The sequence below is a fragment of the Vibrio amylolyticus genome, from assembly GCF_023145695.1.
Lineage (GTDB): Bacteria > Pseudomonadota > Gammaproteobacteria > Enterobacterales > Vibrionaceae > Vibrio > Vibrio amylolyticus.
Genome location: NZ_JAJHVV010000008.1, coordinates 1 through 23,411 on the forward strand (window position 1 = coordinate 1; position 23,411 = coordinate 23,411).

Sequence of the window (23,411 nt, forward strand, 5' to 3'; positions counted from 1 at the left end):
GATCAACTTCACGCTTGGCATTTTCGCTTCGCAAAAGTCTATGCCAAGGTTTCGTGCGGGTTAGTTTGGCGTTTGCAAGCACTATTATGCGTGGCATATAAAAGTTTTGAACGTATTAGTTTGATTTATTAGTAAGCTGTTGCATAAGCTAGTTATGAAACAAATCTTACAATTGAGAACAAGGACGTTTAAATGAAAAAAATATTAATCCCAGTACTTGCTGTTTTGTTGAGCGCATGCGCTTCATCACCATATACCTACCACGTAGAACCAACACCACTAAAAAAGAAAGAAACGACCTATAACATTGCAGAAGTGAATGTAAACCTCACGTTGGGTCATGGTGCGAATGCGTCTAATGAAAGGTTTGCAACCCAAGAAGAAGTACAGCAGCAGTTTAAGAAATACTTGGTGAGAAATTTAGATGAAGAAGGTGTTTTAGCTAAGAACTCCGATGAAGCCGTCGATGTAATCGTAAATATTGATTATGTCCGTACATTCAATCACGGTGGTGAGTCTCTGAATAAGCCAGAAGTATCACATTCAGTGACCATCAGTTCAGATTCAACAAAGCTTGCCAGCTTTGCTCAACCAAAATACACAACAAAGTATGGGACGTTTGAAGAGATAGCTGTAAATCTAGAAATCACGGCATCTTCATGGGATGAGGAAGACGAACCTAAAGATATAGAATGGATTTCCAAATTTATTGCAAAAGACATAGCTAATGTGGGTTTGTAACTAAGCTTGGCTAACAAGGCACTAAACCCAAGACTTCACGGTTGGTAGTTTTGCTTCGCAAAAGCATATACCAAGGTTTCGTTCGGGTGAGTTTAGCGTTAGTCGGTTAAAGCTTTGAAAGATTTTTAGGTTAAAGCTAGTTCAGTATTCATCGCCCTATCGTTTTACTAGCAATGTTTTTTTGGCGCTAGTGGATCGCACGATGTTAATGTTCCATTTAGGGCGCTTGGTCTGGCCGAGTTAAATGTAAAGTTGTTGCCTAAGTAAGTTCTAAAAATGTCGAGCATTGGTTTTAATGACATTAGCTTGTGTCAATAGTCAGCATTCAATGGCAAAGCCACCGACTAACAAATTAATTAAGTGGACTTATCAACGCTCGGTACTTTCGGCTTGGAGTTTGATATGTTCGGAAAGGTTTGTGGTAACAGCCACTTATTAAGGCGCTAGTCGGCTAAAGCTTTGAAAGGTTTTAAGGTTAAAGTTAGTTCAGTAACCTTCACCGTATTGTTTCACCGGCAACGTTTTTTGGCGCTACTGGATCGCATGATGTTAATGTTCAATTTAGGGCGCTTCGTTTGGCCGAGTTAAATGGAAAGTTATTGCCCTAAGTAAGTTCTACAAATGTCGTGCATTGTTTTTAATAACAAAAGCTTGTGCTATTACTCAGCATTCAATGGCAAAGCCACCGACTAACAAGTTAATTAAGTGGACTTATCAACGCTCGGCTTGAAGTTTGGTAGGCTCGGCAAAGTCAGTGGTTACAGCCACTTATTAAAGCGTTATGACCTAGAGGGAACTATGAGATACAGTAAAATTACGCTCGTTCTGTATTTTTCTATGTATGTTTTGGCTGCTATGTTAGGCACTGAAGCAGAAAATAGTTTATTCAACGGACGTGAAATTATTCTAGCTACGGCTTCAATCGGACTGTTATTAGGCTTTAGTATTTATCGACGAAAAGATCCCCAAAGAATATATGCTCGATTTGAAGATGACCGTGCATTTCTTCGGAGACAGACACCTGATCTGTATGCTTGCTTCTGCATCGTATTCATAAGTACCATATGCTTTTCTACTTCCAAAGGTGATTCTTTTGAAGTGTTAGTTCCTGTCGTTGATAAATACAAAAGTTTATGGAGTAGAAATCCAGCCTATGTCTTAGATCTTGAAGATAATGCACTTGGAACACTTAGAAGGCTCACTTCAAAGCAAGAGTGGTTGCAACAACAACAGGGTAATCTGGTATTGCTTGAAGTACGTGAGAACATACTAGGCTTTCACTTAGTAGTCGAAAGTGAAGTGTTAGAGCAGTAATCTCAACTACGGTCATAACAAACGCTTCAAGAAGGATTCTGTAGTTGACCCGATCTAGTGGACACCTTCAATTCACATTGGAGGTGGTTATGCCAGCTTATATATCAGGTAAAAAGACGCAACAATATACAACTGAATTTAAGGTCACAGCAGTTCGACTTTCTCTTCGAGATAATTTTGAAGACATTAGTTTTGTTGTTTATGGTATACATGATCGTTTATTCGTTCGTTGTAGCAGTATCAGCAAAACGTACTCGTAACAAAGTTTTATTGCTCTTATTTACAGTTTTATTTCCTGCTGTGTCTGGATTTGTGCTGTATTACTGCCAAGGTAGGAAAGAATCTAGATATGACTCATCATACCCTAGAACAGCAGTCTGAGACGGGAAACTCCGTCTAACACTTTGGCAGGGTGATTTTAGCCTCAATGGTGTCGAATTTGACCGCAAAAGAAATGTAGGCTTGCATCATTTAGCAATACAAGATGCGTTAGAGTCTAAGCTATACAAGTTGTATGAAAAAATAAAAGCTCATCCTAGGTGCAATATGAAAGTTCTAATCGCAGGATCCAATGGTTACATTGGGTGTCATGTCACTCAGATGTTTGCTAAAAGTAGCCATGATGTCTTTATATACTGTAGAGATAACTGCATTAAGTCTTACTCGGGCGAGCATCAAAAACATAGTTCAGAGCTGGAAGGCTATTTTGATGTTGTTATCAATTGTGCCCGACCACATTGGTCACAATATTCGGCTAAAAATATCGCTGACATTGAGTCAAAGCTATTAGCAAGACTAGACAAATTAGCGTCCCAACAAGCAATGAAAATACATACGTCGGGGGTTTGGCTATTTGGACATGCCACGCCCTCTGAACTAGTACGTTTTCAGTTAAAACCATTTGATTCGGTGAGATTAGACGTAGCCACAATCAATACCGCGTTGAATAACAATTGGCATATCGTTTATTGCCCTAGTCTGGTTTATGGCGGCGAGAATTGTCAGCTGTTACGCATAACGGAAACTCTGCCAAATCAAACCATGCTAGTTGCAGTGCCGACTCAGGGTTTTAATCAATATATTCACGTAAACGACATTGCCAAATTCTATCGGCTGTTGGTTAGCACTCGAACAGAGGAAAAGCAGCACTTTATCGCTGAATCAATAGGGTACAGTCCTGAGGAGTTTTCTATGCTTTTACTCAATTTCAGCTTCGTGAAAAAGGTAAGTAGAATCCATTGGGAAGATTTTGAACGCATAAATGGTACCGGCGCTGTAGAAATAGAAAAGCTACATCTTGAGCTTCCAATTAGTCCATTGTTTAAAGCTACGGAGTCAGTTCAGAACTATGTGGAAAATCACACATAACAAAGCATGTAAGTTAGATTCATGAACGCGGTGTTAAGGCGTACCACAGTAAACTATAAGTACGCATCTATTCTAACTTATTGTTACGTTAGCTCACCTCTTCATTCTGAAGGCAAATGTTGCTTCAATTCTAGCAACATAAGATAAGCGCTTTTTCCTGTTAAATCATAAGGCTTGAACTCATCCGAACCCGAAAATTGCAAGTTGATTAACGAAGTTAAATGAGTTTGTGGCACGTCTCCCATAGACCAGTCACCAAACTGTCTCGAATGTATCTCTTCATAATATATTATCGTCACGTTGTTATGGCGTGAGTCGTTTATTATGTGGTTGTAGGTATTGTTTAGCTCTTCTCGAGAACCTTCTAAGCACTGTAAAAAATACTCGCTATTGTGACTCAACAGCCCTGTAATATTTCGCTCTTCGTTATGTTCACGTGATTTTGTTAAAATATCCTGAAGAGCTAGGGCATCACATTTTTCTGAAAGGGTACTAACGTAAATCAGTCGAGCTAAGGGCATAATGAATACTCAAAATTGTTCTTCAGTAATATAAAATATAATCTATATTACTGAAGTTGCTAATTAGTTATAGACCTGCTGTATTGCTAGAGTCAGCTTTTCTAACTATGTATAACAATTTCGCTGACAAAGATTCCGAAAAATCAGGCTGGTGGTAATGCTAGTTAAAGCGATTATTTGTGAGTCATTGAGTGCGTCCTTATATAACAGACTTAGCATGTATAGGGTTAGAGCATCACAACAGTTATAGCTACTCTGTAAAGCACTAGCTCTACACCGAAAAAATCCACATAACTAGTACCTCACCCAGCTAATCAGACGCTGGTAGCATCCAATACCCATCCCGCCCTCCCCCGCTTTAAAAGAGAGTAATACGTTAATCATCAAAAGGAACTTGTCTGAATCAGGTTCTTTGTATTCGTCGGCTTTTGTGGTTAAAGTGGTCAAACAAAGTTTAATATCAGTGTTTTTTTATTGATTAACAGATCGTTATTTTTCAATTAGGTTCGGCATTAACTAGGACGTTGTATGAATTTAGATAAAGCTAAGAAACGTATCGCAAAGCAGGTTAAGAAAGGCTTTAACGGTTATCCAAAAATCACAATCGCGTATTACGGCACAACCAAGGAATTGGCAACGGAAGTCGTCATTCAATTTGTGTTAGGCGAAGGAGACAGTGCTCAAGAAGAGCGGTTCAATTGTGACACTGAAATTCGAGATAACGAGTTAATTCAAACGACCTTACTAAAAATAATCGAAAGAGCGAATGTCAACTCAGTGATTGAGATTGAAGGCGTTAGCATCTTTTAGTTTCTATATCTTAATCTTAGGCTTTGCACTGCGTGATAAACATCTGAATTATTAAAACTGGCTGTCAAACACCGTATATCGTGCTCGTTTTTATTTAAGGGATCTGGTCGTATAGGTGAAGAGAAATTGGGAATTGTTTAACCACGACTGCCAGCAAGGTAAAGACAAGCACGGCCATACTGGGCCAGTATTTAATGACGACACAAAGCATTCAATAATGCACTAGACAACCATTCGGCCTGTCTAATTACAAGGAGGTAATATGTTTCAGAGAGTTCAGTCTCGAGCTTCAGGAAAGCGTGTATTAGTGTTGTTTTTGGCCGCTAATGCAGTCTACCTAACCATGGTTATTTATAGTATCCCTATGCTTATGGAGTACTCTGGTGGAGTGCCTATATTTGATATGACTCCTTTAGGGTACAGCTACCAAGAGGCAATGGCATTATTGACGGCGTTAGGTGAAGAAGGGCGTAACGCCTATATTTCAATTCAGCTAACCCTAGATCTGCTCTATCCAGCTCTCTTTGCGCTTTGCTATTTTACATTAGTCCAATGGCTAATCGTGACAGGTAAACTGACTCACCGTATTTGGCTGTATCTATCAATTATCCCTATATTTGCCTGTGTATTTGATTACGCGGAAAATATCTGTGTTTGGTTGATGATACAAGGATATCCAGTCATACCAGAGAAATTGGTGGTAACGAGTAGCGTTTTCACATTGGCCAAAAGTGTATCGACAATGATTTACTTTATCGGGTTGATATCGATACTAAGTATTGTTATTAAACGTTGGCTATTTCGCCGAATGTCAAAAAGAGTAAGCTAACAATACATGAAAACCAACACTGCAACACTTAACGACTATTTCCAATGAACATGTGACACAGTTAAATGCTATAGCGCGTTGCGTTATGGTTTCTCACTTGAAAAGGAGTTCAAGTTGAAAGATTTAGCCATGTTTGTTGTCGTTAGGGGAAGTCGACGACTTCTGGGACTCTTTTGTTATTGTTAAATACCCTTCTCGACAAGCTCTCATTGATATAACCCCATTTTAAAAATTCAAAGCATTAAAGGTTCACCGTGAAGCTGGCCTTAAAGGGCAATTAAATATCGAAACGTTAGTGTCTATTACTGATACAGACCAAGTATCGATGTAGCAACTGCTTGTTTTATCGTCAATCAGCCCCATATAAAATGAATAGAGATTGCATTAACAAGGATTGAGTACATGGAATACCTCTATGCTGTTGTTTTGTTTGCAGTGTCTTCCTCAGTAACACCGGGCCCTAACAATATTATGGTGATGACTTCAGGTCTTAATTTTGGCGCGAGAAAAAGTTTGCCACTATTAATGGGGATCTGTGTTGGCTTTACCGTCATGCTATTACTCGTCGGTTTTGGATTTTCTCAAATATTCGACATGTTTCCAGGCCTTCATTTCGTAATCAAGTGTGTGGGTGTTGCTTACTTACTATACCTCGCTTACTTAATCGCGGGGTCTTCTAGTACCGTTGAATCCAGTGATCAATCTAAGCCATTTACCTTTATGAAAGGCGCCTTATTTCAATGGATCAACGCCAAGGCTTGGGTTGTAGCGACTGGTGCGATTGCCGCCTTTACATCGGTAGGCGCAAATTTTCTTAGTCAAAATTTAATGATAGCCATGACTTTTTTTGTGGTTTCATTTCCTTGCGTTGGCGTGTGGTTATTGTTTGGATCACTACTAAAAAACGTGTTAAATAGCTCTAAAAGAAGACGAATTTTTAATTATATGATGTCAGGGCTATTGGTGCTGTCTGTGGTTCCAGTCGTCAGTGAGATTGTAAAGCAATTCTCAATATAAGCACTATGTCACTCTAATAATTAACAGCTATTAACTCACACGCCTACTGACCTTCATACTGAAGAATCTCTCCCCGGTAGTAGGCAGAAGCTCAACAAGTAATGGGGTTAAGTCGCCGATTCAAATGTGGGTTGACGATATTAGTAAACTTCCATTACCAAAAAATTCCCGTTACCATATCGCCAATTATAAGCAGAGTAAGTAAAGTTAATGTCACTACCTCCTTGTCCAAATTGTCAATCTGAATACGTTTATCAAGATCAACACGATCTCGTCTGCCCGGAATGTGCGTATGAATGGAACCCTTCTGAAGTCGAAGAAGTTTTCACCGTAAACGATGTAAATGGAAAACAGTTAGAACAAGGCGATAAGGTCACTTTGATAAAAGACCTCAAAGTAAAAGGAAGTTCATTGAACCTAAAAATCGGCACTAAGGCCGTAATTAAACGCATTAATGAAGGTAAAGACCATCAGTTAGATTGTAAAGTTGATGGCGGATCTGAAATTCTAATAACGGCTAAATACGTCAAAAAAGCTTAACAATATTAATGATATGCTTCGACTGAGATTGTAGCGTCAAATCGTTCAAACCACGCTACAATCTCAACCGTAAATACACAATTCTAAATCAAAGACTCAAAATCCGAACCAATACCAACTGCCCTTCTCAATTCTCATGTAACCTATCTTTCTAGGTTCATCGCTAAGAAGGCTGACATGTCTAATATCTATTCCAATATTCCCAACACGTTACCGCAAGAAATATTCACTGACCTTTTAAAGACGGAACACCTACGAGTTGAACGTATCGTGTCCGACGGACACAGTTCTCCAGAAAGCGGCTGGTACGATCAAAATGAAAACGAATGGGTGATTGTATTACAAGGTCAAGGCGTCTTAGAGTTTGAAGACGGTCGTATCATCACATTAAACGTGGGTGACCATCACAACATTAAAGCGGGTGAAAAACATAAAGTCCTCTCCACATCTGCGAATGAAAAAACCATTTGGCTTGCTCTATTCTACTCAAAATGAATGATATCGCAGTGAGTATTACTTTCCTTCTTAAGCCTATCCATTTCTCAAATAACTCTCCATAAATAAGGTGGTTAGTCTGCTAAGATAGAATTGTCTAACATTAATTGATCAGGGAAGTGATGCATGGAATACAACGAGGTTTTAACGTTTTGGTTTGACGAACTAGGCCCAGCGAAATGGTGGGTTAAAGATGAAGACGTCGATGAACTGATAAAAAAGCGATTCTTAGCGCAGCATGAAAAAGCAATGAAGTGCGAGCTTTTTAAGTGGCGAGATTCAGCAAAAGGTCGTTTAGCTGAGATAATAATCTTGGATCAATTCTCTCGAAATATGTTTAGATACACACCTCAATCTTTTGCATCCGATCCATTAGCTTTAGCACTCGCCCAAGAAGCCGTTAACCTAGGTGTTGATAACGAATTAAACACGGTTGAAAAAAGCTTTCTTTACATGCCATATATGCACAGTGAATCCTTATCTATTCACAATGTTGCCCTTAAACTCTACGAAGCCAATGGCGTCGAAGCGAATCTCGACTTTGAAATTAAGCATAGGGATATCATTGTCCAATTCGGCCGCTACCCGCATCGAAATGCGATATTAGACCGCTCTTCCTCGCCAGAAGAGATTGAATTTTTGACGCAACCAAACTCTTCTTTTTGATCAATACGATTTAACCTAATATTCGGCTAAACAGTAAATACAACTCGAAGTGCCAGTAGAATTAATACCACACCCGATAAGCGGTCGATAAGTACCGCTTTGGAGCGAATTTTGTCTAATAGCAGTGGGCTTGAAAGCATGAAGGTAATCAAGGTATACCACAAACCATCGACAACGAGTGGGGTCAAAATTATCAAGCTTTTACTTATTACATCACTACCAACAGCGATGAACTGACTAAACAATGCGATAAAAAACAGAGCAATTTTAGGGCTTAACAACGAGATAAGAAAACCTTCTTTTGCAGACTGCCATAAACTTGTGGTTTGCCCTGACTCCAATTTAGCCGCGACTCCACCTTTAGAGCGTAATGCATTCACACCCAAATACGCCAAATATGCGGCCCCTGCGTAGCTAATTGTTTTAAATAGTAAAGGCGATTGTTGTAAAACAACAGCAAGGCCTATTAAGGTAATGAAGGCGTAGATACCAATACCAAACGCATGAGCCCACGCAGCTGCTAAGCCGTTAGCACGCCCTCCCGCTAGACTGTGTTTTGCGACCATAGCCAGGCTAGGACCCGGTGACATGGCGCCTAATAAGCAGATGGTAAGCAGTGATAACCAGATGGTGAATGTCATGAGTTGCCTATTTGTTGTGTGCCATGTCATGCATGGCTGTTGTATTAAAAAATTCGGTAACAGTATGAGTAATAAGGTGGCGTAGTTCTGGATAGGACTGGAGTTCATCACGGATTTCATTCAGCCTTGCCATACTGGCGACCTCAACAAAGAGCATCATGTCCGTTTCACCACTGATTGCGTGACACCACTTAACACCATCAATCGAATAAATCTTTTTGGCGTAGCTTTCACAGTGTTGAGTGGTACTCGACATATCAAATTTCAATGCCAAATAAGCCTTAATCACTTCTTGTTGTTCATTTTGAACAATATTAGCGTGATAACCCAGTATGATTTTCTCTGTTTCTAGTTTTTTAATTCTAGCGGTCACAGCAGAACGCGATAAATTCGCTTCCCTTGCAATATCACTAATTGAGCGACGCGCATCGATGCGTAGTATCTCAACAATAATGTGATCAAACTTATCCAAATCAAACCTCACAATCCATCGTTTCCATCCACAAAAGAGTGTTATATCTATCGCTTTACTTTTAATGGGTTACGCGATTTCCTTTGTTTGTGAACTCTACAATTAATCATGTTTGCCACAGCTGTGCAAGCGTTGAAATTCTAGAATCTATCTCCTCGATCGCTATATTGCCAAAACCTAGCACTGCACCAGACCACGTCCTTTGCTTTGTAGCGTTTGACTCGTACATCGACAGTGGCCGAATTGTGATCCCTTGCTCCTTTGCCCTATCGCATAACTCTGTTTCTGAGACTCCCCCACTCCACTTTAACGTCACATGAAGACCGGCCGCTTGGCTTATTACCTCAACCTCGCCAGCGAAGTGTTGTTCAATGGCCGCTATCATCATTTCGTGTTTCTTCTTATAGAGACGTCTCATCTTGCGAATATGGCGTAGAAAATCCCCCTCCACAATAAAATCTGCGAGCGCGGCTTGAACGTGAGATGGCGTATCCCCACTTAATGCATCTTTAACCGCTAAACAGATAGGGACAAGCGATTTAGGTACAATTAAGTAGCCTAATCTGAGTCCGTTGAACATGACTTTACTCAGTGATCCCACATAGAAGACCCGCTCTTCAGCGCCTACCTGTTTCGAAAGGCCTTGCAAACTTGGGTAAGGCCGATGAGCAAATTGAAATTCACTGTCATAATCATCTTCAATGATCCAGCGCTCATGCTCTTTCGCCCATTGAACCAACTCAATACGCTGCTCTAGATTAATACTGGTTCCCATCGGATATTGATTACTTGGCGTAACATACAGCAGTTTTCCATCGCTCTGCTTTACCTGATCAACCCGTAAACCCGTTTTTACCTCTACTGGAATCGATTCAAATTGTAATTTAAGCAGCGCTATCACCTTTTTCATTTGCACGTAGCCAGGATTCTCCATCAATACCTTATCCTCAGGCTTGAGTATCGACATTAAGGCGATTGAAAGCGCTTGCTGAGCACCTGAAGTTATTATGATTTGGTCAACACTGCATGAGACAGAGCGGCTACTTGATACATAATCACACAAGGCTTGGCATAAACGTTTATCACCTTGGAGATCTTGACTACCCAATAAAGAGGTTCGAGAAGCGTGTCGCTGTAAAAATCGGCTCCACTTAACCATTGGGAACGCTTTTAAATCAGGTACGCCCGGTGCAAAACTTCGATTAAGATCATCAATCACATGCTCGTGGTTATGAGTATTGTTATGGATGGAACTATCGATAGAATTATATGGCTCAATCGACTGACTATTTTTTCGATCATTTAGGTTTTGTCTCGATAATACTCCCTCAGATTGACGAATTGAGACTATATCATTATCAAAAACAAAACTCGGTAATTCGACCGCCACGTAAAAACCAGAGCCCACTCTCGACTCTAAAAAACCTTCTGCCACTAGCTGTTCATAAACGGAAATGACGGTATTACGACTAATGGACAGTTCACTCGCGAGCTTTCGGGTTGAGGGTAATTTGCCACCTTTTGCCCATAAGTTTGACACTATTTTCTTGCTGATTGCGTTAAACAACTGCTTTTGCAATGACGATGAATGTCTGTCGAACGCTAAATCACCGGTATCAATCGGCTGCATAACTGGATCTACCTTTATTCAAAAAGTGGCTCTGTTTAAGCTACCAGTTCAACTTTATATTGCAACCATCAGCTTACGAAATAGAACGATAAGATTAAATAGCTCAAGGAGTGGGTATGCTATCGACAAGCCAAAGAACACAAATCAAAAAGAGCGCAAGAAAAGCAAATTTTGAACAGAAGAACCTGCATCAAATCATCGATGAAAGTTTAATTGCTCATATCGCGATTGAAGACAGCACCGGGCCTATTGTGATTCCCATGCTTGCATGGCGGGTCGAAAACAATGTCTATATTCACGGGGCGAAGAATAGTCGTTTGATTAGGCAGCTTAAGCAGGCAAAACAAACCTGCCTTACCTTCACTCTATTTGATGGTTGGGTGCTTGCTCGGTCTGCATTTCATCACAGTGCTCACTATCGCTCTGCGGTGGTTCTGGGGCAATTTTCTGCGATTGAAGACAATCAAGAAAAAGACCGTCTACTGAATCTTTTTATTGAGCAAATCGCGCCAAATCGTTGCTCTGATGTACGTTTGAGTAATCAAAAAGAGTTAACTGCCACCGACCTTTTGGTCATTCCTCTGACTGAAGCATCGGTAAAAATCAGTAACTCCGGTGTCAACGATGATAACGCCGATTTAGATGTACAGGCATGGGCCGGTGTTCTGCCATATCGAACGGTTGTTGGGCCGTTAGAACCAAGTGAAGACTTACACAGTTCTATCCCAACACCTGATTACTCTAAAGCTTACGATAACCGTTGGTTCGAACAGTAATAGGATAACCAGCAACAGAAAACAAAATGACGGAAAAGAGAAGTGAAACCGTCATTTTGACATTCAACTAAGACAAATTGGTAGCTGTGTTTCTATTGAAGAACCAGTAAGCTCAATAACAGGCCAAACACAAAGCCTACATAACTAACAAACGTACCACTCAAGGAGGGAAGCCATGAGTCAACTCAAAAAAGAGATCACCCTAATATCGGGAATCGGACAGCTCTCCACGACTTTAATGGGAACCGGGTTATTTATGATACCCGCGATTGCAGCAGGGATCGCAGCTGACATGTCGTTATGGGCATGGGGTATCCTATTTATTGCCATCTGCCCTATTGCACTTACCTTTGCTGAACTTGGAAAGCAATACCCGAGCGCAGGAGGCACAGCATTTTTCGTCCGTAAAGCCTTTGGTCGTAAACTAGAGCGCAGTGTTGCGTGGCTATTTGTGAGTGTTATTCCTGTTGGTGTACCGGCTGCAGTCGCGCTTGCTGCGGGGTTTCTACAACAAATCGTGCCCTCCCCCTTTGATACCGCGTTAATCACTCAAGTACTGACTGTTTTCCTGCTTGTAACGGTGAGTCTAATGGGCAGCAAATCCTCGGGTCGCCTTCAGACAGTGATTGCACTCAGTATCTTCGCGCTTATTGGGGCATTTTTATGGAAAGGCAACATAACGTCCGCTGATATGGTCATGCCGTCAGTCAGCAAAGAATCGATTTGGCCAATTACCGCCGCATTAGGGGTGATGTTTTGGTGCTTTGTAGGAATAGAAGCCTTTGCTCATATGGGGGAAGAATTTAAGAACCCACAACGAGACTTCCCTATTGCCATTCTCATTGGCTGTTTTATCGCAGGGGCAACGTATTGGGCGTGTTCTGTCGTCATACTTAAATTCTCAGCTTATGGCAGTTCAAACTTTGAATACGCCTCGATCCCTTACCTGAGTGATCTTCTTTTCGGGCCCAAATTTGCTCTGTTAATCAGCATTCTTGGATTCTCGGCCTGCTTCGCAAGCGTTAATTTATATACCCAAAGCCTTGCAAGAATGGTGTGGGCGCAAGCTCGGGAGTATCAACCACAGGGCTCCATTGCTAAGGTCTCCGCTAGAGGGGTTCCCGCTAATGCGACACTACTTGTCGGTTTTGTCTTATTGATATCGACGGTAGGAGGTGAAATCTCTGGGCTGAATTTAGAGTTTTTCTTGAAATTAGCCAATGGCATTTTTGTACTGGTCTATTTGCTCGCGATGCTTGCCGCCTATAAGTTGCTTACAGGGTTTCGAAAAGGATTAGCGATGGTCTCACTCATCTTGTGTACTTTGGTCTTCATATGCTTAGGTTGGTCGATGCTTTATGCCGTATCGATATTTACGTTACTTACTCTTCCATGGGGTCGCTGGTTAAAGAGAAATCGTCGCCAAACCACCTAGTGCTCTAAAACATGAAAGATCAAGGCGTTGTGTCTACTTGATCTTTCCTGCTTCCACCTGCTGCCAAAACTTCACAAGATCGCTAACTAGCTGAGGGTTTGTTAAAACCGTCGTATGATTTTCGTTATAGCCAGACAACTTTTCTGCCTGCTGCTGCGCTAACGGGGTTAGTTGACTGGTAAGATCAATGGTTCCATCGCCACTTGGGTTGGAAGAAATTCGACCATTATCAAAAGCAAACATCAAATAGTGTGGCGGTTTGTTGTCCGCTAACTCTTTATTAAAGAGGTTCGTTAAGGTTAACGAGAGTGCCGTGGGATAATTTACAATCCACACTTGATAACGGTCTTTATCCATTTGATTAATGATCGCTTCAAAATCACTTCCTGATGCGCCCATTCCGTGAATAAATAGTACTGGCGTTTTATTCTCGTCATAGCCTTCTAAAAACATCAGTCCCGAATAGCGCCTATCCACAAACTCTAAAGGGCTCCACATCCCCCCGTTAACAAAGAGAAAGTCAGTACCGATACTAAATAGATCAATTTCAGTGGAATACCCTTACCTTATCTCTCGCTTAAAAATGAAATATCAGTAATTAATGAGATTGAGCAATATCCGTAGGCCCCATTGAAACCCCTTTAATCTGAGCGTAAACATGACAACCTAGCCTCAGCCCTAAATCATCGCAAGCCCACGAGGTTACGTTGGCCCACAACTCATCGTCACCCAGTGCTACTTTAACGAGTACCTGCTCACCATTATCATTAGGATGTAATTCCTTAATCACACCACTGAGTATGTTTCTTATACTCGAGTTTTCAGGCTTGGAAGTACACAAAGAGACATGGTTCGCTTCCACTCTCACTTTTAGTGAGCTATTTTGCAGAGAACTGTCTAATAGTCCGTTCACCCATAAGTGATTTCCATCTTTTAGATCGAGTTGCGTCATCGGATAGTGCTCATGAGAGCCAACGACTTTGGCATTCAGTAATGAACTCAATTCTTGCGCTGCGAGCCATGGACGCATTTCATCACTATTCCACACCTCGGTTAGTGGCCCCTGTGCGACCACCTGACCTTCATTGAGCACAATCATGTAATCAGCCAATTGTAGAATTTCACTTAGACTATGGCTGACATATACAATCGGTATATTGAGTGATTTGGCGAGCGACTGAAGATAAGGGATCAGCTCTCTTTTGCGCGGAAGATCGAGAGACGCTAGCGGTTCATCCATTAACAACATCGTTGGTGACGTTAAAAGCGCTCGCCCAATCGCCACACGTTGCTTTTCGCCACCAGAGAGTGAGTTAGGATAGCGCTCAAGTAAGGCTTCAATACCCAGCAATTCAATGATCTGCGTAAAGTGCTCTTTATCCGCTTGCTTCACTCCGTAGTTCAAATTGCCTTTAACGGTATAGTGAGGAAATAAGCGTGCTTCTTGAAAAACATAGCCAATTTTTCGTTTCTCAGGGGGAAGGTTAACCGCTTTGGAACAACTGTCGGTATTAGTGAAAAGCGTTCGTTCGCCAAGTTGGATCTCTCCACTATCTGGCGTTGAAAGTCCCCCAAGGACATTGACCAATGAGGTTTTTCCTGCCCCAGACCGCCCAAAAATGGCACACACACCTTTGAGAGGAATGTGCGCTTGAACGTTTAGGTGAAGATCGCCTAATTGCTTTTCTATATTAAGTTTTAGCAACTGCCCGCCCCTTTCTGTTGTGCCTTTTTCGTCATCCACTGAGAGGCCATTAAAGAAGCAAGGGCGATAATAATTGAAATAATACACAAACGCATCGCTTCAAATTCAGCGCCAGGGGTTTCGATAAACGAATACATGGCTAACGGTATTGTTCTGGTTTCATCTGGAATGTTAGACACAAATGTTATTGTCGCGCCAAACTCCCCAAGGCTTCTCGCAAAACCAATGATCATGCCAGAAATAATTCCTGGAGCAGTAAGAGGTAAAGTAATAGTGGTGAACACACGCCATGGACTACTACCAAGCGTCCTGGCGGCGAACTCCAATCGATTATCTACCGCCTCAATAGATTGACGTATAGCTCGCACCATTAGCGGGAAGGAAACCACAGCAGAGGCCAACGCTGCTCCCTGCCAACTAAAAGAGAAACTAATGCCAAACCATTGATAGAGCCACTGGCCTATGAACCCTTGTCTTCCCATTGCAACAAGCAGCAAGTAGCCAATAACAACGGGAGGTAACACTAAAGGAAGGTGGATCAGGCTATCTAGTAGCGCTTTTCCTCTAAATTCAACTCTTGCTAATACCCAAGCGGCGAATATCCCAAATGGAAGGCTGACCAAGACAGCGACCGTCGACACTTTGATACTGAGCAATAATGCGGAAATCTCGTATTCAGTAAGCACTGATCAATACACCCCAAAACCGTGGTTAACAAAAACTCTCTTCGCGTCATCCGTTTGCAAATATTCAAAGAACTCAACCGTTGGCGACGACGGCGTCTTACTAACCATCACCATTGGGTATTCAATACTGTCATGGCTCTCTGAAGTGAAGGCGGCCAAAGCCTTTACTTGTTTAGACATCATGGCATCGGTTTGATACACGACCCCTAAAGGAGACTCCCCTCTCTCTACTAAGACTAGAGCACCTCGAACATTATTTGCCCTTGCCAAGTGCGGAACTAACGCATCCCACTGTTGATTACTTTGGAGGGCCTGTTTGGCGTAAAGACCCACTGGAACATGAGCTGGGTCACCCAGTGCTAATCGACCACCATCAAGTAATGAAAGAAGATCCCATTGCTTGTCGATTGTTGGGCTAATCGGTTCAATACCACTCTGACTCGACGCAATCAATACCAACGCGTTGCTCAACACTGTCACGCGGCTCCTCGCATCGACGGCATTTTGTTCAATCACATAATTTAGCCATTTTTGATTTGCCGGAAAGTAGATATCAGCAGGCGCTCCATAAGCAATTTGGCGAGCGAGAGCAGAAGAAGAAGCAAAGGATAAGCGGATACGGACATCATGCTGTTTCTGATACTGGGTAGATATTTCAGACAACGCGTTTGTCAACGAAGAGGCGGCGAATATAGTGACCGTCTCTTTAGCCATCGCCGTAGGCATTACCGTATTCCAAACCAATACAGTTACTACAAAAAAGTGCGATATCGCCTTTATTTTATTCAAATTCGTTAACATATCCCAATCAGAATGCTCTTTTAATAGTACAACAATGTATGACAACACAACGCGTTCACCTTTTAAAGCCTTAAGCGTTTATTCTGTGAGAGTTTAAAGCTCTAATGGCAAATAACGGATCTAAGAAAAGTGGATATTATGAGTAGCAGAAGAATCAATTTAAACTGTCATTCAAAATGGTGTTAAATGCAGAGTGTGGCGACTATGACCTGCCCGTGGGAGTAGTAGGGTTAGCACGGATTAAGTGGTAAGAAGCCCATTGCGTTGATGTCATTCCTAGATGTCATTTATAGCATTGTCATTAGAATGAAACCTCAACTCTATTTCTTCTACTCTGTTTAAGCTATGTGCTCGCGTTTATTAAAGTGAACAAGGTTGTGAATGAACGATATAGGTTTAATGCACTTAATTTTATATTCCAATTGCATTTTGCAATTATAATCGCACTATGCAAAAGCACTTTGCAAAACACGATGAATATAACAACAGAAAGAGACGGAATTGCAGTCAATTAGGCTCTATAAAACTTGGCACACATACTGCAATAGTAATACTGACCCTTCTTAAGCCGAGGGTCACCTAGCCAACTGACGTTGTTAGTGAACCTCTTTGTTCACACTATATATAAGCCAATTGCAAACTTGCAGTTGGCTCTTTTTTTGCCTCAATTTTGGTCTTGGTCATAGATTTTATTTCAAATCAGCCATTTTTGATCGCCTTTTTTCCAGCCTTGTTAGTAAAATGATTCATCTTGCTTATAGATTAAGGTTATTTTGATGGCAACGGATTATCATCAGCGTTTAACCCCTGTTATTCGTCACCTTGAGAAACATTTTAACGACCCACTCAACTTAGAAGAGGTCGCTAAACTTGCCTGTTTATCTCCCTACCATTTCCATCGAATTTTCAAGGCTGTTACCGGAGAGACGCTTAACGACTATCTAAGACGTCTAAGACTCGAGCAAGCGGCTAATGCTCTGTTTTACAAAAAGCCCGCGATCACTGCTGTTGCTTTAGAATTTGGTTTTTCAAGCTCCCAAAGCTTGGCAAAAGCATTCAAACAGTACTTCAACCTCACACCTAGCCAAATTCGCCAATGCGACACCATCGAATCATTTTCAATGCTACTAAAAGACAGCAAGATAGGACACTCGCTGCGCAAGATTGGACACGATTCAAACAATGCCAATTCATATACTGCTCCTGACCCCACACAAAGGAGTAACACCATGAATAACGACGCTTTAGAAATTAAAAATTTTGACTCATGCCAGCTTGCCTATGTTCGTGTAACCGGCCCGTACGGTGAAAATTATGAACCTGCCATTGGAAAACTTTATGGCTGGGCAGGGCCAAATGGCCAAGCTGGAAACACCAATATCTTTATTTATCACGACAATCCTGAAATCACACCAGATGAGAAATGTCGTACCGATATATGTCTATTTATCGACAACAATACCGATGTCGGAAATGGGATTGAGACCAAAGCGTTTCCAGGTGGAAAATACGCCGTCGTTCGCACAATGATCACTGACAAGTCACACTATGCATCGGCATGGGATTCCCTCATGTCTCAGATTGTTGAGCAGGGTATTGATAGCGATGATCGCCCCTGCTTTGAGCTCTACCACAGCTACGATCATAAAACAGGGCATGCCGATGTCAGTTTCTGCTCAGCCATCCGTTAACGGCTCCTAATCAGTTAACTAATCTCTCAATTGACCGTCACTGCTCAGGTTTCTACAAGCTTGTGCAGTGGCTAACCATAAACATGTTCCAAAAGCAGCACCTCAACACTGCTGCAACATTTTTTCAAATACAACACAACATCCAACCAGTTTTACCACACGCCTTTCTATATTTTTTCAATTAGCCAATCAGTTGATTTAATTGACAATTAACACATTAAGGTTTTGCGCAAACGTTTTTATCTATCGTCATCTATTGACTCATAGTTTTTTGGCATCATAATCCTCGCGTTTGCCTGCAATTTGGCTACTATTTTTACTAAATAATGTTGTGGAGAAAAAGATGTCTGCTGATAATAACTACAGTCTCGGGCCGGTTCCATCATCGGCTAGAAAGGGAGTATTATCCCTAACCATGGTAATGCTCGGGCTTACTTTCTTCTCTGCAAGCATGTGGACCGGCGGTTCGCTAGGAACTGGGCTCTCTTTCAACGATTTCTTCCTAGCCGTTCTTGTTGGTAACCTAATTCTTGGTATCTACACTTCGGCACTTGGCTACATTGGTGCGTCTACTGGCCTTTCCACTCATCTACTCGCTCGCTTCTCTTTTGGTTCGAAAGGTTCATGGTTACCTTCTGCGCTGCTAGGTGGGACTCAAGTTGGCTGGTTTGGTGTTGGCGTTGCGATGTTTGCTATTCCCGTTCACAAAGCAACAGGCATTGATACAAACACATTGATTATTGTCTCTGGCCTATTAATGACCGCAACGGTTTATTTTGGTATTTCGGCGCTGATGGTGTTATCGGCGATCGCTGTTCCAGCCATTGCACTACTAGGCGGATTCTCGGTATTTCAAGCGGTTGAGAGTGTTGGCGGTGTTGCTGAGCTGCAAAAAGTTCAACCAGAGCAACCTATCGATTTCTCAATTGCACTGGCTATGGTCGTCGGTTCATTCATCAGTGCGGGCACGTTAACTGCTGATTTTGTTCGTTTTGGTAAAAAACCAGCCAATGCCGTTCTAATCACCATGATTGCCTTCTTCATTGGTAATTCACTGATGTTTATTTTTGGCGCAGCAGGTGCAGCGGTAACTGGTCAATCAGACATCTCTGAAGTCATGATAGCTCAAGGTCTATTGATTCCAGCCATCATCGTTCTTGGTTTGAACATTTGGACGACCAACGACAATGCACTTTATGCATCAGGCCTTGGCTTTTCAAATATCACCGGACTATCAAGTAAATACCTTTCTATGGCGAATGGTGTAATTGGTACGTTGTGTGCGCTTTGGCTTTACAACAATTTTGTCGGTTGGCTAACCTTCCTGTCACTTGCTATTCCACCAATTGGCGGCGTGATCATCACAGATTTCATCATCAACCGTAAACGTTACCAAAACTTTGCTGAAATGGAGTTTAAGACCATTAACTGGGCAGGTATCATTGCTGTCGTTATTGGCGTTTCAGCGGGACACTTTTTACCCGGTGTTGTCCCTGTAAATGCGGTTCTTGGCGGTGCACTTAGCTACCTCGTTTTAAACGCTCTACTAAATAAAGAGACGCAAGCTGAAAAATCAGTAGCGTAAGGAATAATAATGACAACCTTGCTGATCGAAAACGCTCGACTAAATAACTCGCAAAAGCTAAATAAAATTCTTATTGAAGATGGGAAGATCTCTCGTATCTTTGATAACCATGAAACAACAAACCAGAGCATAGAAACACTTGATGCCCAAGGTGGTATTGCTGTCGCTCCATTCTGTGAGCCTCATATTCACCTTGATACCACACAAACCGCAGGGGAGCCAAGTTGGAATATCTCCGGCACGCTGTTTGAAGGCATTGAGCGCTGGTCTGAGCGCAAGCAAACCCTTTCTATTGAAGATGTAAAGTCACGAGCAAAGCAAACGCTAAAATGGCAAATCGCTAACGGTGTGCAACATGTAAGAACACACGTTGACGTCTCTGACCCAACGCTTATCGCCCTAAAAGCGATGGTTGAAGTTCGAGAAGAGATGAAACAGTGGGTCGATATTCAGATTGTGGCTTTTCCACAAGAAGGGATTCTTTCTTACCCAAATGGCAAGGAACTTCTTGAAGAAGCAGTTCAACTTGGTGCGGACGTTATTGGTGCCATCCCTCACTTCGAATTCACACGCGAATACGGTGTTGAGTCACTGCACTACGTCTTCGAATTAGCAAGAAAGTATGACCGCTTAATTGACGTTCACTGTGATGAAATTGACGATGAGCAATCACGTTTTGTTGAAACGCTAGCCGCACTTGCTCATAAATTTGAAATGGGCCATAAAGTCACAGCAAGCCACACTACTGCAATGGGGTCATACAACGGCGCTTACGCATCGCGCTTATTCCGCCTACTAAAAATGTCAGGCATCAACTTTGTCGCAAACCCACTGGTAAACATTCACCTACAAGGCCGCTTTGACGATTATCCGAAACGCCGTGGTGTGACGCGAGTGAAAGAGATGTTAGCCGCAAATATTAACGTCTGCTTTGGTCATGATGATGTGTTTGATCCATGGTATCCATTAGGTACGGCTAACATGCTTCAAGTTCTGCATATGGGGCTGCATGTTTGCCAAGTGATGGGCTATGACCAAATCAATAACTCACTGGATTTAATCAGCACGAATTCAGCGCGTACATTGAACATTCAAGATCGTCATGGTATTGAAGAAGGGAAGCCAGGAAGCCTACTGATACTGCCTGCTGAGAATGGTTTTGATGCGGTACGTCGCCAAGTACCTGTTCGCTACTCCATCCGAAACGGTAAAGTGATCGCTGAAACGAAACCTGCTGAGACAATCATCAACCTTGAGCAGTCTGAACCGGTCACGTTCAAGCGTTAAATAAGAAGAATTAGTTTATAAATACAAAAAAGGGAAATGAGGTTTACTATTGCCAGTAACGTCATTTCCCTTTTTATTATGTACTTTCCTAAAACGGTACTTCAACCTGCATCATGACGTCACCGTCGTACTTATCATGCCAGCGATAGTCTAAACGCATGCGAGGTTGGCCTGACTTCTTATCGCCAAACCCGACACTAAACTGAACACCATGGCTCATTAGCCACTCTTCTGTGCTCATAGAGCTGACTTGGTCTTCAAGAACTTGAGGCATCCATATGCCTAAGCCAAAATAATTAGACGAAATACTCTGTGTTAGCATTGGATCAGACGCAGACTCCAATACCCAATCATCCCAATAAGAACCAATGGTTGTTGGCTCTTCATCAAAAACATGACTCAAGGCGACCCACTGTTTTCTCGCGTAGTTTACTGTTTCGTCGACAGAAAAACAGACACCATTATTACTACTATCACTTAATACTATTGAGTCAACACGATAATTCGGTGAAGATTCAAAAAGATCACACGCATTAACTCCAAAAGGAGCAATGACCAGCAATGACAATACTGCTGTTTTGAGGTTCATTTACTCTTTCCAGATACACCATTCTGTAACGTATTGTCTAATATACTGATAATTCTTTCAATAATTTAGCCACTTTTTGTGTGGTTAAACCTTCAATACTGGAACCATGAGCAAGTTTTGTTCGTATGTCTGTGCTGCGTATCTTCACTTTTTCAGGGCAAGCCAGTACATTCCAGCGCGTTAAAATCTCTTGCGACTTATAAAACTTACCAAAATTCAATAGATTATCTGGGCCCACAACGAAAGTAAGTTCACTCCCTGGGTGTTGTTTTTCTAACGCTTCAAGGACAGCAAAAGTTGTCACTGATTGATCAGGCTGAAAGAGTGCTTCTTCAACCTCACTGCGTTTAACATTATTCACCGATAGATCATCAATAAACGCATCGACCAACTGGCAGCGAATACCATAATCAAGCATCTCTTTGCCCCAAGCATGGGAAATACTCGGAATAAGCAATACTCGTTCAAAATGTGCGAGCGACTCAATCACACTCTTATGCCCAAGGCTTGGTGGATTAAACGCACTCCCAAAAACCGCTATTTTGCTCATTTTATTTCCTATCCATTCACGAAAACTGTTTTCTCGGTTTTCTCACACCATGATTAAGGTATGATAATACTAAATAACCTGAATTCAGGTTAACAACAATTTGAATTTATATGCTTGCAGGAAAGGTACACTAATGGAACAGATAATCCGTGATGAAATGCGCGTGCTCCCATCAATTGATCCTAATTTTGAGATTTCGAGACGCGTCGAATTTATAAAAACTAAACTGCAGCAATCTGGCTGCAAATCTTTAGTTCTGGGTATCAGTGGTGGCGTCGACTCTACTACTTGTGGGCGCTTAGCACAGTTGGCTGTTAATGAGCTAAATGAACAGTCATCAAGTGACGATTATCAGTTTATCGCCGTCAGATTGCCTTATGGTGAGCAAAAAGATGAAGATGAAGCTCAGCTCGCATTATCTTTTATCAAACCAACCCAGTCTGTTTCTGTCAATATTAAGCAAGGCGTTGATGGCGTTCATGCTGCAACTCATACCGCTCTTGAAGGCACAGGGTTACTGCCACAAGATCAAGCTAAGATCGACTTTGTAAAAGGCAATGTAAAAGCGCGTGCCCGTATGGTCGCTCAATACGAAATCGCAGGCTATGTGGGCGGCCTAGTATTAGGTACCGATCATTCTGCCGAAAACATCACGGGGTTCTACACCAAGTTTGGTGACGGTGCTTGCGATTTAGCGCCACTCTTTGGCTTAAACAAACGCCAAGTTCGTGAACTAGCAGATACGTTAGGTGCGCCTGAGTTGCTCGTTAAAAAAGTACCTACTGCAGACTTGGAAGAGCTTGATCCACAGAAAGCAGATGAAGCGGCGCTAGGGCTGAGCTACGATCAAATTGATGACTTTTTGGAAGGTAAAGAAGTGAGTAAAGAAGCGTCTGATCGTTTGGTTCATATCTACACAGTGACGCAACATAAGCGCCTGCCTATACCGACGATTTACGACCAGTGAAGATAGATGCTAACCATTATCTTGGTTAGTAATCACTAGGCATAAAACAATAAAACCTTGCTGTTATTAGCAAGGTTTTATTTAACGATACAATCTTGGTCAATTATAAACTCAGTTTTCCTTCCGTCTGCATCGTAAATAACGTTAATGGGAAACTGTGCCACATTCATGCTGTAGTTTAATTTGGAACCTTTACTAACAGTGCTGGACATCCGGTTACCTGAATCGGAACGCAACTGTACCTTTCCAGATGAGTCACTCGTGGTAACAAGTAGTCTGATAAAAGAGTCTTGTT

The 23,411-nt window shown here is 41.9% G+C and carries 26 protein-coding genes and 1 pseudogene; 17 read left to right on the top strand and 10 right to left on the bottom strand.

The genetic code is table 11. The features are described 5' to 3' along the window. Positions 1-192: 192 nt before the first annotated feature. The 4 genes from KP803_RS13300 (at position 193) to KP803_RS13315 (ending at position 3,423) form a co-directional block, all read left to right on the top strand. Positions 193-741 (top strand): YajG family lipoprotein, encoded by a 549-nt coding sequence (locus tag KP803_RS13300; RefSeq protein ID WP_248009338.1) that lies wholly within the window; start codon positions 193-195, stop codon positions 739-741. 798 nt (positions 742-1,539) lie between these two features. Continuing rightward, on the top strand, positions 1,540-2,055 hold the full coding sequence (locus tag KP803_RS13305; RefSeq protein WP_248009339.1) for a hypothetical protein: 516 nt from the start codon (positions 1,540-1,542) through the stop codon (positions 2,053-2,055). 89 nt (positions 2,056-2,144) lie between these two features. After that, positions 2,145-2,315, top strand: coding sequence for a hypothetical protein (locus KP803_RS13310; RefSeq protein ID WP_248009598.1), 171 nt, complete (start codon positions 2,145-2,147; stop codon positions 2,313-2,315). A gap of 286 nt (positions 2,316-2,601) precedes the next feature. After that, on the top strand, positions 2,602-3,423 hold the full coding sequence (locus KP803_RS13315; RefSeq protein WP_248009340.1) for a Rossmann-fold NAD(P)-binding domain-containing protein: 822 nt from the start codon (positions 2,602-2,604) through the stop codon (positions 3,421-3,423). Between the two features lie 101 nt (positions 3,424-3,524). On the opposite strand, the gene KP803_RS13320 is transcribed toward KP803_RS13315, so the two are convergent. After that, entirely contained in the window at positions 3,525-3,944 is a 420-nt protein-coding gene (locus tag KP803_RS13320; RefSeq protein WP_248009341.1) for a BLUF domain-containing protein, read from the bottom strand. 528 nt (positions 3,945-4,472) lie between these two features. Between KP803_RS13320 and KP803_RS13325 the strand changes: the two genes are divergently transcribed. The 6 genes from KP803_RS13325 to KP803_RS13350 all read left to right on the top strand — a co-directional run bounded on the left by KP803_RS13325 (position 4,473) and on the right by KP803_RS13350 (position 8,301). Then, on the top strand, positions 4,473-4,754 hold the full coding sequence (locus KP803_RS13325) for a hypothetical protein (RefSeq protein WP_248009342.1): 282 nt from the start codon (positions 4,473-4,475) through the stop codon (positions 4,752-4,754). A gap of 262 nt (positions 4,755-5,016) precedes the next feature. Continuing rightward, positions 5,017-5,583, top strand: coding sequence for a hypothetical protein (locus tag KP803_RS13330; RefSeq protein WP_248009343.1), 567 nt, complete (start codon positions 5,017-5,019; stop codon positions 5,581-5,583). A 402-nt stretch (positions 5,584-5,985) separates the two neighbouring features. Further along, entirely contained in the window at positions 5,986-6,600 is a 615-nt protein-coding gene (locus KP803_RS13335) for a LysE family translocator (RefSeq protein WP_248009344.1), read from the top strand. Positions 6,601-6,810: 210 nt separating this feature from the next. Continuing rightward, complete coding sequence (locus tag KP803_RS13340) at positions 6,811-7,140, top strand: zinc ribbon domain-containing protein YjdM (protein ID WP_248009345.1); 330 nt, start codon at positions 6,811-6,813, stop codon at positions 7,138-7,140. Positions 7,141-7,317: 177 nt separating this feature from the next. Next, on the top strand, positions 7,318-7,635 hold the full coding sequence (locus KP803_RS13345; RefSeq protein ID WP_248009346.1) for a cupin domain-containing protein: 318 nt from the start codon (positions 7,318-7,320) through the stop codon (positions 7,633-7,635). Between the two features lie 126 nt (positions 7,636-7,761). Then, a complete protein-coding gene (locus tag KP803_RS13350) occupies positions 7,762-8,301 on the top strand; it encodes a DUF924 family protein (protein ID WP_248009347.1) in 540 nt (179 codons plus the stop codon). A gap of 26 nt (positions 8,302-8,327) precedes the next feature. On the opposite strand, the gene KP803_RS13355 is transcribed toward KP803_RS13350, so the two are convergent. The 3 genes from KP803_RS13355 to pdxR all read right to left on the bottom strand — a co-directional run bounded on the left by KP803_RS13355 (position 8,328) and on the right by pdxR (position 11,044). Continuing rightward, positions 8,328-8,942, bottom strand: a complete 615-nt coding sequence (locus KP803_RS13355; RefSeq protein WP_248009348.1) for a LysE family translocator — start codon at positions 8,940-8,942, stop codon at positions 8,328-8,330. Positions 8,943-8,949: 7 nt separating this feature from the next. Further along, complete coding sequence (locus KP803_RS13360; protein ID WP_248009349.1) at positions 8,950-9,414, bottom strand: Lrp/AsnC family transcriptional regulator; 465 nt, start codon at positions 9,412-9,414, stop codon at positions 8,950-8,952. A gap of 106 nt (positions 9,415-9,520) precedes the next feature. Beyond that, positions 9,521-11,044 carry a MocR-like pyridoxine biosynthesis transcription factor PdxR gene (gene pdxR, locus KP803_RS13365; RefSeq protein ID WP_248009350.1) on the bottom strand — a complete coding sequence of 508 codons (1,524 nt, stop codon included), beginning with the start codon at positions 11,042-11,044 and terminating at the stop codon, positions 9,521-9,523. Between the two features lie 116 nt (positions 11,045-11,160). Between pdxR and KP803_RS13370 the strand changes: the two genes are divergently transcribed. Together KP803_RS13370 and yjeH are read left to right on the top strand one after the other, a co-directional pair. Then, a complete protein-coding gene (locus tag KP803_RS13370) occupies positions 11,161-11,820 on the top strand; it encodes a pyridoxamine 5'-phosphate oxidase family protein (RefSeq protein ID WP_248009351.1) in 660 nt (219 codons plus the stop codon). A gap of 175 nt (positions 11,821-11,995) precedes the next feature. After that, positions 11,996-13,255 carry an L-methionine/branched-chain amino acid transporter gene (gene yjeH / locus KP803_RS13375; protein ID WP_248009352.1) on the top strand — a complete coding sequence of 420 codons (1,260 nt, stop codon included), beginning with the start codon at positions 11,996-11,998 and terminating at the stop codon, positions 13,253-13,255. Positions 13,256-13,288: 33 nt separating this feature from the next. On the opposite strand, the gene KP803_RS13380 is transcribed toward yjeH, so the two are convergent. The 4 genes from KP803_RS13380 to modA all read right to left on the bottom strand — a co-directional run bounded on the left by KP803_RS13380 (position 13,289) and on the right by modA (position 16,495). Continuing rightward, on the bottom strand, positions 13,289-13,732 hold the full coding sequence (locus KP803_RS13380; protein ID WP_248009353.1) for an esterase/lipase family protein: 444 nt from the start codon (positions 13,730-13,732) through the stop codon (positions 13,289-13,291). 121 nt (positions 13,733-13,853) lie between these two features. Continuing rightward, positions 13,854-14,960: a molybdenum ABC transporter ATP-binding protein ModC gene (gene modC / locus KP803_RS13385; RefSeq protein ID WP_248009354.1), complete on the bottom strand. Its 1,107-nt coding sequence runs from the start codon at positions 14,958-14,960 to the stop codon at positions 13,854-13,856. Then, a complete protein-coding gene (gene modB, locus KP803_RS13390; RefSeq protein ID WP_248009355.1) occupies positions 14,954-15,646 on the bottom strand; it encodes a molybdate ABC transporter permease subunit in 693 nt (230 codons plus the stop codon). The genes modC and modB overlap by 7 nt, the downstream gene beginning before the upstream one ends. A 3-nt stretch (positions 15,647-15,649) precedes the next feature. Further along, complete coding sequence (gene modA / locus KP803_RS13395) at positions 15,650-16,495, bottom strand: molybdate ABC transporter substrate-binding protein (RefSeq protein WP_248009356.1); 846 nt, start codon at positions 16,493-16,495, stop codon at positions 15,650-15,652. Positions 16,496-16,638: 143 nt separating this feature from the next. Between modA and KP803_RS13400 the strand changes: the two are divergent. The 4 genes and pseudogenes from KP803_RS13400 to KP803_RS13415 form a co-directional block, all read left to right on the top strand. Then, positions 16,639-16,789 (top strand): annotated as a pseudogene (locus tag KP803_RS13400) (HlyD family secretion protein); the annotation flags it as partial. A gap of 434 nt (positions 16,790-17,223) precedes the next feature. Next, positions 17,224-18,138, top strand: a complete 915-nt coding sequence (locus KP803_RS13405) for an AraC family transcriptional regulator (RefSeq protein ID WP_248009357.1) — start codon at positions 17,224-17,226, stop codon at positions 18,136-18,138. Positions 18,139-18,481: 343 nt separating this feature from the next. Next, complete coding sequence (gene codB / locus KP803_RS13410; RefSeq protein WP_248009358.1) at positions 18,482-19,723, top strand: cytosine permease; 1,242 nt, start codon at positions 18,482-18,484, stop codon at positions 19,721-19,723. Positions 19,724-19,732: 9 nt separating this feature from the next. Beyond that, positions 19,733-21,010 carry a cytosine deaminase gene (locus tag KP803_RS13415; RefSeq protein ID WP_248009359.1) on the top strand — a complete coding sequence of 426 codons (1,278 nt, stop codon included), beginning with the start codon at positions 19,733-19,735 and terminating at the stop codon, positions 21,008-21,010. Positions 21,011-21,098: 88 nt separating this feature from the next. On the opposite strand, the gene KP803_RS13420 is transcribed toward KP803_RS13415, so the two are convergent. Continuing rightward, positions 21,099-21,599, bottom strand: coding sequence for a hypothetical protein (locus tag KP803_RS13420; protein WP_248009360.1), 501 nt, complete (start codon positions 21,597-21,599; stop codon positions 21,099-21,101). Positions 21,600-21,636: 37 nt separating this feature from the next. After that, the gene (locus KP803_RS13425; protein WP_248009361.1) at positions 21,637-22,149 is read right to left on the bottom strand and encodes a nicotinate-nicotinamide nucleotide adenylyltransferase; all 513 of its coding nucleotides are present in this window, start codon (positions 22,147-22,149) and stop codon (positions 21,637-21,639) included. A gap of 133 nt (positions 22,150-22,282) precedes the next feature. On the opposite strand from KP803_RS13425, the gene nadE reads away from it, so the two are divergent. Beyond that, entirely contained in the window at positions 22,283-23,116 is an 834-nt protein-coding gene (nadE, locus tag KP803_RS13430) for an ammonia-dependent NAD(+) synthetase (RefSeq protein WP_248009362.1), read from the top strand. Positions 23,117-23,411: the final 295 nt, after the last annotated feature.

Coding starts and splice junctions, on each gene's coding strand:
- KP803_RS13315 (WP_248009340.1), top strand. CDS start 2,602: ATGAAAGTTCTAATCGCAGGATCCAATGGTTACATTGGGTGTCATGTC.
- codB (WP_248009358.1), top strand. CDS start 18,482: ATGTCTGCTGATAATAACTACAGTCTCGGGCCGGTTCCATCATCGGCT.
- KP803_RS13350 (WP_248009347.1), top strand. CDS start 7,762: ATGGAATACAACGAGGTTTTAACGTTTTGGTTTGACGAACTAGGCCCA.
- KP803_RS13325 (WP_248009342.1), top strand. CDS start 4,473: ATGAATTTAGATAAAGCTAAGAAACGTATCGCAAAGCAGGTTAAGAAA.
- KP803_RS13340 (WP_248009345.1), top strand. CDS start 6,811: ATGTCACTACCTCCTTGTCCAAATTGTCAATCTGAATACGTTTATCAA.
- nadE (WP_248009362.1), top strand. CDS start 22,283: ATGGAACAGATAATCCGTGATGAAATGCGCGTGCTCCCATCAATTGAT.
- KP803_RS13330 (WP_248009343.1), top strand. CDS start 5,017: ATGTTTCAGAGAGTTCAGTCTCGAGCTTCAGGAAAGCGTGTATTAGTG.
- KP803_RS13300 (WP_248009338.1), top strand. CDS start 193: ATGAAAAAAATATTAATCCCAGTACTTGCTGTTTTGTTGAGCGCATGC.
- KP803_RS13420 (WP_248009360.1), bottom strand. CDS start 21,599: ATGAACCTCAAAACAGCAGTATTGTCATTGCTGGTCATTGCTCCTTTT.
- yjeH (WP_248009352.1), top strand. CDS start 11,996: ATGAGTCAACTCAAAAAAGAGATCACCCTAATATCGGGAATCGGACAG.
- KP803_RS13320 (WP_248009341.1), bottom strand. CDS start 3,944: ATGCCCTTAGCTCGACTGATTTACGTTAGTACCCTTTCAGAAAAATGT.
- KP803_RS13405 (WP_248009357.1), top strand. CDS start 17,224: ATGGCAACGGATTATCATCAGCGTTTAACCCCTGTTATTCGTCACCTT.
- KP803_RS13310 (WP_248009598.1), top strand. CDS start 2,145: ATGCCAGCTTATATATCAGGTAAAAAGACGCAACAATATACAACTGAA.
- KP803_RS13425 (WP_248009361.1), bottom strand. CDS start 22,149: ATGAGCAAAATAGCGGTTTTTGGGAGTGCGTTTAATCCACCAAGCCTT.
- KP803_RS13355 (WP_248009348.1), bottom strand. CDS start 8,942: ATGACATTCACCATCTGGTTATCACTGCTTACCATCTGCTTATTAGGC.
- KP803_RS13335 (WP_248009344.1), top strand. CDS start 5,986: ATGGAATACCTCTATGCTGTTGTTTTGTTTGCAGTGTCTTCCTCAGTA.
- KP803_RS13345 (WP_248009346.1), top strand. CDS start 7,318: ATGTCTAATATCTATTCCAATATTCCCAACACGTTACCGCAAGAAATA.
- KP803_RS13370 (WP_248009351.1), top strand. CDS start 11,161: ATGCTATCGACAAGCCAAAGAACACAAATCAAAAAGAGCGCAAGAAAA.
- pdxR (WP_248009350.1), bottom strand. CDS start 11,044: ATGCAGCCGATTGATACCGGTGATTTAGCGTTCGACAGACATTCATCG.
- KP803_RS13305 (WP_248009339.1), top strand. CDS start 1,540: ATGAGATACAGTAAAATTACGCTCGTTCTGTATTTTTCTATGTATGTT.
- KP803_RS13415 (WP_248009359.1), top strand. CDS start 19,733: ATGACAACCTTGCTGATCGAAAACGCTCGACTAAATAACTCGCAAAAG.